The sequence below is a fragment of the Streptomyces sp. NBC_01283 genome, from assembly GCF_041435335.1.
GTDB lineage: Bacteria > Actinomycetota > Actinomycetes > Streptomycetales > Streptomycetaceae > Streptomyces.
In genome coordinates this window covers 3316987-3330091 of record NZ_CP108430.1, presented here as the reverse complement: position 1 = coordinate 3330091, position 13105 = coordinate 3316987, and the positions used below count along the sequence as shown (strand labels likewise).

The window sequence follows — 13105 nt, the reverse complement described above, 5'->3', positions numbered from 1 at the left end:
ATCTTGCCATTCGGACCGTCCGATTCTGGGTGCCAGAGATGTCAAAATCGGATAACGGGTGATCCCGGTACCCAGACAGGCCGGGACAACAGGGCCGTACCGGCCCGGAACGAAGTACCGCTATTTGAGATCTTCCGTGAATCTCGGATGAATCTCGCGATGTGGACCGGTGGCGGGCGCTCCACGGAAAATTCGGGCACGGCCCGCCATCCGTTCTTGTCGGACCACTACAACGGCCACGGGCACCTCAGGTAACCAATCCCACTCGCCCATGCCGAGCACCGTCAGGTAGAAAGGTGCGTTACACCCCTCATCCGGGGCCCAGAGCGCGTGTGCGGCGCGCTCGCGTGTCTGTACCTCCCTCCGCCGACAGGCGGGGAACAGACGCGGTGCCCGCCCACTTCTCAACCAGGAGTGGACACCCTCAACTGATGATTTAAGACTTAAGGGGTCAGACAAGTGGCAGCGGAGATCGTCAATCCTCGCAGCGACAGCAATACGGGTCACGAAGGCGCGGAAGAGCCCTTCGATCCGGCGTTCGCGCTGCACCGTGGCGGCAAGATGGCCGTGCAGGCCACCGTGCCCGTGCGGGACAAGGACGACCTGTCCCTGGCGTACACGCCCGGCGTCGCGAAAGTGTGCACCGCGATCGCCGAGCAGCCGGAGCTGGTGAACGACTACACATGGAAGTCGAACGTCGTGGCCGTGGTCACCGACGGCACGGCCGTGCTCGGTCTCGGTGACATCGGTCCCGAGGCCTCCCTCCCCGTGATGGAGGGCAAGGCCATTCTGTTCAAGCAGTTCGGCGGCGTGGACGCGGTTCCGATCGCGCTCGCGACGACGGACGCGGACGAGATCGTCGAGACCGTGGTGCGGCTCGCGCCGTCCTTCGGTGGTGTGAACCTCGAGGACATCTCGGCCCCGCGCTGCTTCGAGATCGAGCGCAAGCTCCAGGAGCGGCTCGACATTCCCGTCTTCCACGACGACCAGCACGGCACGGCGGTCGTGACGCTCGCCGCGCTGCGGAACGCGGCACGGCTGACCGGGCGCACGCTCGGCGAGCTGCGTGCCGTGATCTCCGGTGCCGGTGCGGCCGGGGTCGCCATCGCCAAGTTCCTGCTCGAGGCGGGCCTGGGCGATGTGGCGGTCGCGGACCGCAAGGGCGTCGTGAGCCGGGACCGCGACGACCTCACGCCGGTCAAGCGTGAGCTCGCGGAGATCACCAACAAGGCCGGGCTCAGCGGTTCGCTGGAGAGCGCCCTCGCGGGTGCCGACGTGTTCATCGGCGTCTCGGGCGGCACCGTCCCCGAGCCCGCGGTCGCCTCCATGGCGCCGAACTCGTTCGTGTTCGCCATGGCCAACCCGAACCCCGAGGTGCACCCGGACATCGCCCACAAGTACGCGGCGGTCGTCGCGACGGGCCGTTCGGACTACCCGAACCAGATCAACAACGTGCTCGCCTTCCCCGGCATCTTCGCGGGCGCGCTGCAGGTGCGGGCCTCCCGCATCACCGAGACGATGAAGATCGCCGCCGCCGAGGCGCTGGCCGGCGTGGTGGGCGACGAGCTCTCCGCCGACTACGTGATCCCCTCGCCGTTCGACGAGCGGGTCGCCCCGGCGGTCACCGCGGCTGTTGCGGCGGCCGCTCGTGCCGAAGGTGTGGCTCGCCGCTGATTTTTTCTGGCCCCTGGGCCTTGGGCCCCGTCACTGCTGTGGCGGGGCCCACCGCTTTCCCACCCGCCCACCCGTTCTGTCGCTTGAACGGGTGGGCGTGCTCCTGGAGCGGGACGCGTGTCACAGGGGCTGCTGGTTACGTGCGGGTAGGGCGCGCGCCTATCGTCTGCTTCATGTTCGCCGCCTACGCCGCCCGCATCGACCGTGACCAGCCGCTCAGCGGCCTTGAGTTGGGGGAGCGCCCCGCCCCCGAGGCCCGCACCGGCTGGTCGACCGTGAACGTCCGGGCCGCCTCCCTCAACCACCACGACCTCTGGTCCCTGCGCGGGGTCGGCCTCGCCGAGGACAAGCTGCCGATGATCCTCGGCTGTGACGCCGCGGGGATCGACGAGGACGGCAACGAGGTCGTCCTGCACTCCGTCATCGGCCAGAGCGGATACGGGGTCGGCCACCGTGAGGGCCGCTCCATCCTCACCGAGAAGTACCAGGGGACGTTCGCCGAGCAGGTCTCCGTCCCCACCTGGAACGTGCTGCCGAAGCCGAAGGAGCTGTCGTTCGCCGAGGCGGCCTGCCTGCCGACCGCGTGGCTCACCGCCTACCGCATGCTCTTCACCAACGCCGGTGTACGTCCCGGGGATTCGGTGCTCGTCCAGGGCGCGGGCGGCGGCGTCGCCACCGCAGCGATCGTGCTCGGCAAGGCGGCGGGCCTGCGGGTCTTCGCCACGAGCCGTGACGAGGCCAAGCGGAAGCGGGCCCTTGAGCTGGGTGCGGTGGAGGCCGTCGAGTCCGGCGCGCGGCTGCCGCAGCGGGTGGACGCCGTCATCGAGACGGTGGGGGCGGCGACGTGGTCGCACTCCATCAAGTCCCTGAAGCCGGGCGGCACTCTGGTGATCTCCGGCGCGACGAGCGGCGACCGGCCCTCGCATGCGGAGCTGACCAGGGTCTTCTTTCTGGAGCTGAAGATCGTCGGTTCGACGATGGGATCCAAGGACGAACTGGAGGACCTGCTCTCCTTCTGCGCCGCCACGGGTGTGCGCCCCGTCATCGACGAGGTCCTCCCCCTGGACCGGGCACGCGAGGGCTTCGAGCGCATCGAGTCCGGCGACGTGTTCGGAAAGGTCGTGCTGGAGGTCTGACCCCGCCACCGCCACCGCTATCGCTACCGCTCCTGACGTCAACTGTGGTTGACACTCTCTCCTTGTCAACGTAAGTTGACATGCATGACCGAAGCTACGGATCTCGCCGAGCGTGCGGGTGACCGTGACCCACGAGTCGGACTGCGAGCCGTCTCCGCGCTGCGGAGGCTGGTGGAGCAGTTGGAGGCCGTGCAGGTGCGCAGCGCGCGTCGGCAGGGCTGGTCGTGGCAGGGGATCGCCGCGGAGCTCGGAGTGAGCAGGCAGGCCGTGCACAAGAAGTACGGGAGGCAGTGATGTTCGAGCGGTTCACGAAGGACGCCCGCGCCGTGGTCAAAGGCGCGGTCGAGCATGCCGAGGGCGAGGGCGCCGCATCCGTCGACGACGGGCACATGCTCCTCGCGCTGCTCGACCGCGAGGCGAGCCGGGCGTCCTTCGCCCTGGCCTCGCTCGGGGCCACGCGCCGCCGGGGCTCGATCGAGGACGCACTGGGCGAGGCGCGGCGCCGAGGGGGCCTCTCGCAGGCCGACACGGAGGCACTGGCCGGACTCGGCATCGACGTCTCCGAGATCGTTACCCGGGTCGAAGAGGCCCATGGCGTGGGCGCGTTGGCGGGCGGCGGCAGGTCGGGCGGCGGCAAGGCGGCCGGGCGCCGGTCCGGCCGAGGCTGGAGCGGCCACCGGCCCTTCACCCGCGAAGCCAAGGACACCCTGGAGAAGTCCCTGCGCATCGCCACCGCGCGCCGGGACCGGCACATCGGCGACGAGCACATCCTGTTCGCCCTGACCGTCCGCCCCGGCCCCGTCGGCGAGGTCCTCGCGGACCACGGCGTGACCCACGAGTCGGTGGAGAGGGTGCTGTACGGCACCGGCACCGGAAGCGGCGCCGACACCGAGTAGGCCGTGGGTGCCGGCGGCCCCGGGTCAGTCCTCCGTCACCCCTCCGGTGTGCGCAGTGTCGCGGCGATGTGGGCCGCCGCCGACGACAAGTGACGGCGGGCGTCGCGGAGCTGATCCTCCGTCACGCCGTGGTCCCGGGCCACGTCACGGATGTCGTCCCGGAAGCGGTCCAGGAGGCGGTCCAGGTCACGTGCCGGGTTGCCGGTGGTGTCCTCCTGGGCCCACTCCGGGACGTACTCCGTGGGGACCCCGTCCTCCGGGGCGGACGTGAACCTGGGCTCCTCGGCGGTGGACCGCGAGCCCTTGCGGCCGAAGTCCTTGCCGAAGTCCTTGCCGAAGTCCTTGCCCAGGTCCTTCCCGAAGTCGCCGAACTCCTTGGCCAGTTCCGTCAGACCCTCGCGGACCCCCGTCGGCCAGTCACCCCGCGTGAAGTGGTCCTGCACCTGGTCCTGGACGCGCCGTGCGATGCGCTGCACCTCCTCCTGGGCCTGGGCGCGCGCGGTGTCCTGCGCGTCCTGGGCCTGGCGGCGGGCGCGCTGGGCCTCCTCGCGTGCCCTGCGGGTCTCGTCCTTCGCCCGCCTGGCCTGCTCCTTCCACTCCTGCTTGGCGCGCTTGAACTCCTCCTTGGCCTGGCGCCAGCCCTCCTTGTCGCCCCAGGAGCTGTCGAAGAAGTCCGAGGGATCGGGGAAGGGCTTGCCCGTACCGGCACCCGTACCGGCACCCGTACCCGCGCCCGTACCGGTGCTGGATCCGGCGCCGGCGCCGCTCTTGCCCTCGGGCATCCCGCCGGACGCGCGAGCCTCGTTGGCGGCCTCCCGCATCTCACGGCGGAGCTCACCTGCCGCGCCCCGCACACCGTCCCGGATCTCCGCGGCGAGCTCGGCGACGGAATCGCGGATCTCCAGCTCCAGGTCGGCCAGCTCACCGCTGCGGTCGGCCAGTTCGGCGCGGCCCGCGTCCGTGATGGCGTACACCTTCCGGCCGCCCTCCGTGGTGTGCGTGACCAGGCCCTCGGCCTCCAGCTTCGCCAGGCGCGGGTAGACCGTCCCGGCCGAAGGCGCGTACAACCCCTGGAAGCGCTCCTCCAGGAGGCGGATCACCTCATAGCCGTGGCGCGGCGCCTCGTCGAGGAGCTTGAGCAGGTACAGGCGCAGTCGGCCGTGGGCGAACACGGGGGCCATCTCAGAGCACCTTCTTGTCGGTCGGGGCGGCGTCGGTCGGGGGAGTGTCCGTCAGGGGAGTGTCCGTCGGCTCTTCCTCCGTCGGTGGCCTGCGCAGCAGCGCGATGGACCCCGAGACCGTCGTCGCCCTGAGCTTTCCGCTGCCCGACCCCAGACGGCCGGTGATCTTCTTCGCCCCCCACTGGCCGCTGACCCGCAGATCCTCGAAGGCGTTTGACACCGCACCGCTCGTGGTGTTCACCTCGACGTCCGCGTCCGTCGGATGAGGCAGCCGGATCGCCATCTCGCCCGAGACGCTCGTCAGACCGATGTCGGCCAGGGTGCCCGCCGGGTCCAGGTCCACGATCATCGAGCCGCTCACCGAATCGGCCCGAACGGAGGAGCCCGCGCCCCCGAAGACGGTCAGATCGCCGGAGACGGAATTGAACCGCAGGTCGCCCGTGATGCCCTGCGCCTCCAGGCTGCCCGAGACCGTGTCGGCGCTGACCCGGCCGGAGAGGCCGACGAGGGTGGTGTCGCCGGTGACGCCCCTGACCTCCGTGCTCCCCTCGATCCCCGAGACCACGGCGCCCGCTCCGACCACGCCCACCTCGACGCGGGTGCCCGCGGGGACGGCCAGGGAGACCACGGCACTGCGCCGCCAGCCCTTGCGGTCGAGCCACTTCAGGAAGCCCTTCCAGGGCAGGTCGTCATAGGCGACGGTCAGGGTGCCGGCCTCCTGGGTGACGGCCAGTGGCGGCCCCTCGATCTCGGAGACCTCAAGCCGGGCGGAAACTTCGTCGGTGCCCACGACGTTCACCGTTCCGTTGACGACGCGCACACGGAGGTTCTCCACGGGGGCGTCGAACGTGAGCTTCTGGGGCTCGGCGACGGACCACTCTGACATCGGGCTGACCTCCTCGGGCGAGCTGGACGGCAACGCGCCATATCGCGTCTCTGAGATACACGATATATCGCGGTTGCGGAAAGTCAAGACACCCGTCCTTCTCTGCGCTAAATATGGCGATTTGGCCTAGCGTGGGGCCATGTCGTCCGAAGCTTTCGAGCACGCCGCAGCGGCCCCCGAACACCCCGCCGCCGGTGCGCTGCTGCTCTGCCGGGCCGAACCCCACGCGGTCGAGCCCGCCGCCCGGCTGTTGCGCGAACAGATGCTGCTCGCCCCGACGGGTCCCGAGTGGAGCGTGCTCGTGCCCGAGGGCAAGCCCTGGGTGCACGGTGACGAACCGGTGGACCGGGTGCTCACGGGCTGGGCCACCGCGCTCGCGGTCGGGGCGTCCTGGCCCGTGCTCGCGCTGTGGTGGGACTCGGACCGCTCCGGCTGCACCCTCGCCGCGGGCTTCCGGCGCACCGTCGAGTACGTGTGGCTGGCGAACGGGACGCCCGTCGGCGAGGACGAGGCGCTGCGGACCTTCGCCGCGCGGCTCGGCCTCGACCCCGTCCTGGACGTGCAGTCCCTGGAGGCCCTGGGACGCCCCGACACGGAGTCCGACGCCCGCGCCCGGCTCCTGGGGCTGCTGGCCGTCCTCGCACGGGCAGGAGTGGCACTCCCGGCCGGCCTCGGCCCCGGCGAACCCGCGGACAGGCTGCGGGCGGTGGCGCGCGTGGTGCCGGGAGTGCGGGAGATCGAGTGGGCCGGGTGGCGCGACGCGGTGCGCGCGGAACTCGACGTGGTCGAGCGGGGCCCCTTCGGGCCCTGGCTACGGGGCCCGAAGGCGCGCGCGCTGGCCGTGGCCCAGATGGCCGTGGGGCTGCCGCTCGCGGCCTGGGCCCTGCGGCGGCGCAGCGGCGGATGGGCCGCTACCGGGGCACTCCTGCTGGTCCACGGCTCCCTGGGACTGGCGTACGACAGGGTGCGGGCGGCCGACACGGGTCCTGCGAGCGGCTGATGCCGGTCCTCACGGGCCCGGAACCAGCGGTTGAGCGCCCTACTCGTCCTCGTCCTCGTCGTCCAGACGGGCCAGCCACGTCGCCAGGCGTTCGACCGGGACCTCGAAGTCGGGGTTGAGGTCCACGAAGGTGCGGAGCTGCTCGGCGAGCCACTCGAAGGAGACTTCCTCCTCGCCGCGCCGCTTCTCCAGCTCCTCGATGCCACGGTCGGTGAAGTACAAGACAGGCTCCGCGATTCAAGAACGTTGCTGACGAACGATGTGTTCTGGGATGTGTTCCGGACGGACCTCCAGGATAAGCCGGTACGCCGGTGGGCCCGGCCCCGGGTGACAAGCACTCGGGACCGGGCCCACCAACGTACGAACCCTCAGGCTTACGCCTCGAAGACCTCGCGCAGGAGAGCTTCCTGCTCCTGCTCGTGGCGCTTCTTCGAGCCGACCGCCGGGGACGAGCCGTGCGGCCGCGAGATGCGGCGCAGGCGCTCGCCGTGCGGGATGTCCGCGCCGACCGCCAGGTCCAGGTGGTCGATGAGGTTGAGGGCGATGAAGGGCCATGCGCCCTGGTTCGCCGGCTCCTCCTGCGCCCACAGGTACTTCTCGGCGTTCGGGTACTTCGCGATCTCCGCCTGGAGCTCGGCACCCGGCAGCGGGTACAGACGCTCGATGCGGATGATCGCGGTGTCCTTGACCTCGCGCTTCTTCCGCTCGGCCTCCAGGTCGTAGTACAGCTTGCCGGAGCAGAAGACGACCTTGCGGACCGCCGACGCCTCGACCGAGTCGTCGCCGATGACCGGGCGGAAGCCGCCCGACGTGAACTCCTCCGTCTTCGAGGCCGCCGCCTTGAGGCGCAGCATCGACTTCGGGGTGAAGACCACCAGCGGCTTGTGGTGCGGGTTGTGCACCTGCCACCGCAGGAGGTGGAAGTAGTTCGACGGGAGGGTCGGCATCGCGACCGTCATGTTGTTCTGCGCGCACAGCTGGAGGAAGCGCTCGATGCGGGCGGACGAGTGGTCCGGTCCCTGGCCCTCGTAGCCGTGGGGCAGCAGCAGCGTGACGCCGGAGTGCTGGTTCCACTTCTGCTCGGCGGCCGAGATGTACTCGTCCACCACCGTCTGCGCGCCGTTGACGAAGTCACCGAACTGCGCTTCCCACATGACGAGGGACTCGGGACGGGCCAGCGAGTAGCCGTACTCGAAGCCCATCACCGCGTACTCGGAGAGCAGCGAGTCGTAGACGTTGTAGCGCGCCTGGTCCTCGGAGAGGTACAGGAGCGGCGTGAAGTCCTCGCCCGTCTCACGGTCGATGAGGACCGCGTGGCGCTGACCGAACGTGCCACGACGCGAGTCCTGGCCCGACAGACGGACCGGCGTGCCCTCCAGGAGGAGCGAGCCGATGGCGAGGGTCTCGCCCATGCCCCAGTCGATCGTGTCTTCCTCGACCATCGACGCGCGGCGCTGCAGCTGCGGCAGCAGACGCGGGTGGACGGTGACCCGGTCGGGGATGTTGACCTGGGACTCGGCGATCCGCTTGACGACTTCCTGGGTGATCGACGTGTGGACGTTCACCGGGAACTCGGCCTCCGGGGCCGGGACCTCGGCCTCGGCGGGCTGCGAGATGGCCTCGCGGACCTCCGTGAAGACCTTCTCCAGCTGCCCCTGGAAGTCCTGCAGGGCCTGCTCGGCCTCTTCCAGGGTGATGTCGCCGCGACCGATGAGGGACTCGGTGTAGAGCTTGCGCACCGAGCGCTTCTTGTCGATCAGGTCGTACATCAGCGGCTGCGTGAACGCCGGGTTGTCCGACTCGTTGTGACCGCGGCGGCGGTAGCAGATGAGGTCGATCACGACGTCCTTGTTGAACGCCTGACGGAACTCGAAGGCGAGCCGCGCGATGCGGACGACGGCCTCGGGGTCGTCGCCGTTCACGTGGAAGATCGGCGCCTCGATCATGCGGGCCACGTCCGTGGCGTACATGGAGGAGCGCGACGACTCCGGGGCGGCGGTGAAGCCGACCTGGTTGTTGATGACGATGTGGACCGTGCCGCCGGTGCGGTAGCCCCGCAGCTGCGACATGTTCAGGGTCTCGGCGACCACACCCTGGCCCGCGAAGGCCGCGTCACCGTGCAGGGCGACGGGCAGGACCGTGAAGTCGGTGCCGCCCTTGTTGATGACGTCCTGCTTGGCGCGGGTGATGCCCTCGATGATCGGGTCGACCGTCTCCAGGTGGGACGGGTTCGCGGCGAGCGAGACCTTGATCTGCTCGCCGTCCAGACCGGTGAAGGTGCCCTCGGCGCCCAGGTGGTACTTGACGTCGCCGGAGCCGTGCATGGACTTGGGGTCCATGTTGCCCTCGAACTCGCGGAAGATCTGGGCGTACGACTTGCCCACGATGTTCGCGAGGACGTTCAGGCGGCCACGGTGGGCCATGCCGATGACGACCTCGTCCAGGCGGGACTCCGCGGCGCTGTCGATGACGGCGTCGAGCAGCGGGATGACGGACTCGCCGCCCTCCAGGGAGAAGCGCTTCTGGCCGACGTACTTCGTCTGCAGGAACGTCTCGAAGGCCTCGGCGGCGTTCAGCCTGCGCAGGATGCGCAGCTGCTCCTCGCGCTCGGGCTTCGTGGCGTGGGTGCGCTCGATGCGGTCCTGCAGCCACTTGCGCTGCTTCGGGTCCTGGATGTGCATGAACTCGATGCCGGTGGTGCGGCAGTACGAGTCGCGCAGCACGCCGAGGACGTCGCGCAGCTTCATCATCGACTTGCCGGCGAAGCCGCCGACCGCGAACTCACGCTCCAGGTCCCACAGGGTGAGGCCGTGCTCGGTGATGTCCAGGTCGGGGTGCTTGCGCTGCTTGTACTCCAGCGGGTCCGTGTCGGCCATGACGTGGCCGCGGACGCGGTAGGAGTGGATCAGCTCGAAGACGCGGGCGGCCTTCGTGACGTCGTCGTCGTGCGAGGCGTCGATGTCCTTGAGCCAGCGGACCGGCTCGTAGGGGATGCGCAGCGCCTTGAAGATCTCGTCGTAGAAGTCGTTCTCGCCGAGCAGCAGGTTCGCGACGATCCGCAGGAACTCGCCCGAGGCGGCGCCCTGGATCACCCGGTGGTCGTAGGTCGACGTGAGCGTCATGACCTTCGAGATGCCGAGCTTGTTCAGGGTGTCCTGGGACGTGCCCTGGAACTCCGCCGGGTAGTCCATCGAGCCGACGCCCATGATGACCGACTGTCCGGGCATCAGGCGGGGGACCGAGTGGACCGTGCCGAGGCCGCCGGGGTTGGTCAGCGAGACCGTGACGCCGGTGAAGTCGTCCATGCCGAGCTTGCCGTCGCGAGCGCGGCGGACGATGTCCTCGTAGGCCTGCCAGAACTCGAAGAAGTTCAGCGTCTCGGCCTTCTTGATGCCCGCGACGACGAGCTGGCGGTCGCCGTTGGGCTTCACGAGGTCGATGGCGAGGCCGAAGTTGATGTGCTCCGGCTTGACCAGCGTCGGCTTGCCGTCCTTCTGCACGAAGGAGTAGTTCATCGACGGCATGGCCTTGATGGCCTGCACCATCGCGTACCCGATGAGGTGCGTGAAGGAGATCTTCCCGCCGCGGGCGCGCTTGAGGTGGTTGTTGATGACGATGCGGTTGTCGAAGAGCAGCTTCACCGGGACCGCGCGGACCGACGTCGCCGTCGGGACCTCCACGGAGGCGTTCATGTTCTTCGCGACCGCGGCGGCGGGGCCGCGCAGCGTCACGTACTCGGGCCCGGCAGGGGCCGTTTCAGCAGGGGCCGCGGGCTCCGCCTTGGCGGCGGGCTTCGCGGCTGCGGGCTTCGCGGCGGGGGCCGGTGCCGCGGCCGCGGGCTTCGCAGCCGGGGCTGCGGGCGCGGCGGGTGCGGCCGGGGCGGCGGGTGCGGCCGGAGCGGCCGCGGGTGCGGCAGGAGCTGCGGGGGACGTGGTGGCCGCAGCCCCCGCGGCTGCGTCACCCGCCGGCTTGGCCGGGGTGGCCGCAGGTGATGCGCCCGCTCCCGGCTTGTAGTCGGCGAAGAAGTCCCACCAGGCTCGGTCGACCGAATTCGGGTCCTGGAGGTACTGCTGATAGATCTCGTCGACGAGCCACTCATTGGGACCGAAGGCAGCAGCAGGGCTCTTGCCTTGCCCGTCTTGGTCGGTCGAGATGCTCGAGCTACTGGGGGACTGTGACGACACGGCGGTAACCGCCCTCTTCCGCTTCACAAGGTGATGGACAGCGGGAATTAAGGCTACGCCTCCATTGCCGCCAGGTGCAGACCGGCCCCGTCATCCGTCGCGTAAGTCACATTGGAGCGAAGGTTTCGGCGGCATTATTGGCGGGAAACAAGCGAGGTTCCGCAACGCAGGATGGCCGCGCGGGCCTTGCCCTGCGCGGCGGCTTCACCCGAGCGCGCTTCCGATGCGCCCGCGAATCGCTTCCTTTTCGAACCCTACGTCAACTTCGCACTTCGGGCAGGCCCGGAAGGGTGACCTGGATGCGGCAGCCACGAGGGGATTCGGCCACACCGATGTGCCCGCCGTGCAGATCGACCGCCCAGCGCGCGATGGCGAGCCCGAGACCGGTGCCGCCATCGCTGCCGGGGCCCGCCTGCGGGGCGGCGTTGGCGTGGCTGCCCCGGTTGAAGCGCTCGAAGACGCGGTGCCACTCCGACTCCGGGATGCCGGGGCCCTCGTCGAGGACCTCCAGGTCCAGGGACTCGGGGTAGAGGCCGCGCCGGGCGCGCACGGTGACGCGGCCGTGCGGCGGGCTGTGCTTGACCGCGTTGTCGATGAGGTTGGCCACGACCTGGTGCAGCCGCTCGGCGTCCGCGTGCGCGGTCAGCTCGGGCGGCGTGACGTCCAGGTGCAGATGCACGTCCGTACGCGTGTGGCTGCCGGAGCCCGAAGCGATCCCCGCGCGCGCCGAGGCGACCATGTTGGCCTCCTTCAGGACGCCCGACAGATACGGCCACACCTCGAAGCGGCGGGCCCGCAGCGGTACGACGCCGTTGTCCAGGCGGGAGAGGTCGAGCAGGGTCTCCACGAGGCGCCCGAGCCGCTCCGTCTGCTTCAGGGCCGTGCGCATGGTCTCCGGGTCGGCGGCGGAGACTCCGTCGACGACGTTCTCCAGGACCGCGCGAAGGCCCGCGATGGGGGTGCGCAGCTCGTGCGAGACGTTGGCGACCAGTTCCTTGCGCTGCTGGTCCTGGGCCTCCAGGTCGTCCGCCATGCGGTTGATCGTGGTGGCCACGTCGCCCAGCTCGTCACGGCGGTCGGCGCCGCGCACCCGGCGCGTGTAGTCGCCGTGCGAGACGGCGCGCGCCACGGAGTTCATCTCGTCCAGGGGCGCGGTGAGGCTGTGGGCCACGAACTGCGTGATGAGCAGGGTGGCGATCACCGAGAAGACGGTGATGAAGCGCAGCTCCGTCTCCGTCTTCATCGCCACCATGAGCAGACCCGTGGTGATGAAGACCGAGACGACCACGAGGGTGCCCAGCTTGGTCTTGATGGAGAAGGGCCGCAGCCCCCCGAAGGGACCACTCATCGGACGGCCCACCTCACGGGGTCGGGGTCTCCAGGGCGTATCCCACGCCGTGCACCGTACGGATCCGCTCGGCGCCGATCTTCCGGCGCAGTGCCTTGATGTGGCTGTCGACGGTACGGGTGCCCGACGCGTCCGCCCAGTCCCACACCTCGGCGAGCAGCTGCTCGCGCGAGAGCACCGCACGCGGGGTGTTGGCCAGGCAGACGAGCAGGTCGAACTCCGTCGGCGTCAGATGGACGTCCTCGCTGCGGACCCTGACCCGCCGCTGTGCGTGGTCGATCTCCAGCTCGCCGAGCCGCAGGATCCCGCTGCGCGGGGTGGTCGCGGCCAGCGCGGCCCGCTCGACCCTGCGCAGCAGGACGTGCACGCGGGCCGCGAGCTCCCGCATGGAGAACGGCTTGGTCATGTAGTCGTCGGCGCCGACGCCGAGCCCGACCAGCATGTCCGTCTCGTCGTCGCGGGCCGTCAGCATGAGGACCGGTACCGGCCGCTGGGCCTGCACCCGACGGCACACTTCAAGCCCGTCGAAGCCCGGCAGCATGATGTCCAGGATCAGCAGATCGGGCTGCCAAGCCTGTGCGGTGTCGACGGCCGAAGGACCGTCCATCGCCGTTTGCACTACGAAACCCTCGGCGCGTAGCCGGGCGGCGATGGCGTCGACGATCGTCGGGTCGTCCTCGACCACCAGAACCCGGCGCTGGGCGCCTGGCATCGCCGCCGTCGCACCGTTGTGGGAGGTGTGTGTCTGCTCCATCGCCCCGCCCCTGACACTGATCGCTTGTGTTCGGTCAGCAGGGTAC

11 protein-coding genes are annotated in these 13105 nt (G+C 69.9%); 5 read left to right on the top strand and 6 right to left on the bottom strand.

All coding sequences use genetic code 11. The features are described from left to right. Positions 1-459: 459 nt before the first annotated feature. From OG302_RS14995 to OG302_RS14980, 4 genes are all read left to right on the top strand, one after another. On the top strand, positions 460-1674 hold the full coding sequence (locus OG302_RS14995; RefSeq protein WP_363209222.1) for an NADP-dependent malic enzyme: 1215 nt from the start codon (positions 460-462) through the stop codon (positions 1672-1674). A 173-nt stretch (positions 1675-1847) separates the two neighbouring features. Next, positions 1848-2810, top strand: coding sequence for a zinc-binding dehydrogenase (locus OG302_RS14990; RefSeq protein ID WP_361833494.1), 963 nt, complete (start codon positions 1848-1850; stop codon positions 2808-2810). Between the two features lie 84 nt (positions 2811-2894). Beyond that, positions 2895-3104 (top strand): helix-turn-helix domain-containing protein, encoded by a 210-nt coding sequence (locus OG302_RS14985; protein WP_361833496.1) that lies wholly within the window; start codon positions 2895-2897, stop codon positions 3102-3104. Continuing rightward, the gene (locus tag OG302_RS14980; RefSeq protein ID WP_371527261.1) at positions 3104-3706 is read left to right on the top strand and encodes a Clp protease N-terminal domain-containing protein; all 603 of its coding nucleotides are present in this window, start codon (positions 3104-3106) and stop codon (positions 3704-3706) included. The genes OG302_RS14985 and OG302_RS14980 overlap by 1 nt, the downstream gene beginning before the upstream one ends. A gap of 35 nt (positions 3707-3741) precedes the next feature. On the opposite strand, the gene OG302_RS14975 is transcribed toward OG302_RS14980, so the two are convergent. Then, entirely contained in the window at positions 3742-4887 is a 1146-nt protein-coding gene (locus OG302_RS14975) for a helix-turn-helix transcriptional regulator (protein ID WP_371527260.1), read from the bottom strand. 1 nt (position 4888) lies between these two features. Further along, on the bottom strand, positions 4889-5773 hold the full coding sequence (locus tag OG302_RS14970) for a DUF4097 domain-containing protein (protein WP_371527259.1): 885 nt from the start codon (positions 5771-5773) through the stop codon (positions 4889-4891). 139 nt (positions 5774-5912) lie between these two features. Here OG302_RS14970 and OG302_RS14965 point away from each other — a divergent pair, with 139 nt between their 5' ends. Continuing rightward, on the top strand, positions 5913-6773 hold the full coding sequence (locus tag OG302_RS14965; protein WP_371527258.1) for a hypothetical protein: 861 nt from the start codon (positions 5913-5915) through the stop codon (positions 6771-6773). A gap of 39 nt (positions 6774-6812) precedes the next feature. Here the strand turns inward: OG302_RS14965 and OG302_RS14960 are convergent, their stop codons facing one another. The 4 genes from OG302_RS14960 to OG302_RS14945 form a co-directional block, all read right to left on the bottom strand. Beyond that, positions 6813-6995 (bottom strand): DUF6104 family protein, encoded by a 183-nt coding sequence (locus tag OG302_RS14960; RefSeq protein ID WP_037695221.1) that lies wholly within the window; start codon positions 6993-6995, stop codon positions 6813-6815. Positions 6996-7147: 152 nt separating this feature from the next. After that, complete coding sequence (locus tag OG302_RS14955; RefSeq protein WP_371527257.1) at positions 7148-10957, bottom strand: multifunctional oxoglutarate decarboxylase/oxoglutarate dehydrogenase thiamine pyrophosphate-binding subunit/dihydrolipoyllysine-residue succinyltransferase subunit; 3810 nt, start codon at positions 10955-10957, stop codon at positions 7148-7150. A gap of 259 nt (positions 10958-11216) precedes the next feature. Then, entirely contained in the window at positions 11217-12305 is a 1089-nt protein-coding gene (locus OG302_RS14950) for a HAMP domain-containing sensor histidine kinase (RefSeq protein WP_361833508.1), read from the bottom strand. A gap of 13 nt (positions 12306-12318) precedes the next feature. Then, positions 12319-13059, bottom strand: a complete 741-nt coding sequence (locus tag OG302_RS14945) for a response regulator transcription factor (RefSeq protein ID WP_190081978.1) — start codon at positions 13057-13059, stop codon at positions 12319-12321. Positions 13060-13105 lie beyond the last annotated feature (46 nt).

Coding starts and splice junctions, on each gene's coding strand:
- OG302_RS14975 (WP_371527260.1), bottom strand. CDS start 4,887: ATGGCCCCCGTGTTCGCCCACGGCCGACTGCGCCTGTACCTGCTCAAG.
- OG302_RS14980 (WP_371527261.1), top strand. CDS start 3,104: ATGTTCGAGCGGTTCACGAAGGACGCCCGCGCCGTGGTCAAAGGCGCG.
- OG302_RS14945 (WP_190081978.1), bottom strand. CDS start 13,059: ATGGAGCAGACACACACCTCCCACAACGGTGCGACGGCGGCGATGCCA.
- OG302_RS14950 (WP_361833508.1), bottom strand. CDS start 12,305: ATGAGTGGTCCCTTCGGGGGGCTGCGGCCCTTCTCCATCAAGACCAAG.
- OG302_RS14990 (WP_361833494.1), top strand. CDS start 1,848: ATGTTCGCCGCCTACGCCGCCCGCATCGACCGTGACCAGCCGCTCAGC.
- OG302_RS14985 (WP_361833496.1), top strand. CDS start 2,895: ATGACCGAAGCTACGGATCTCGCCGAGCGTGCGGGTGACCGTGACCCA.
- OG302_RS14965 (WP_371527258.1), top strand. CDS start 5,913: ATGTCGTCCGAAGCTTTCGAGCACGCCGCAGCGGCCCCCGAACACCCC.
- OG302_RS14970 (WP_371527259.1), bottom strand. CDS start 5,773: ATGTCAGAGTGGTCCGTCGCCGAGCCCCAGAAGCTCACGTTCGACGCC.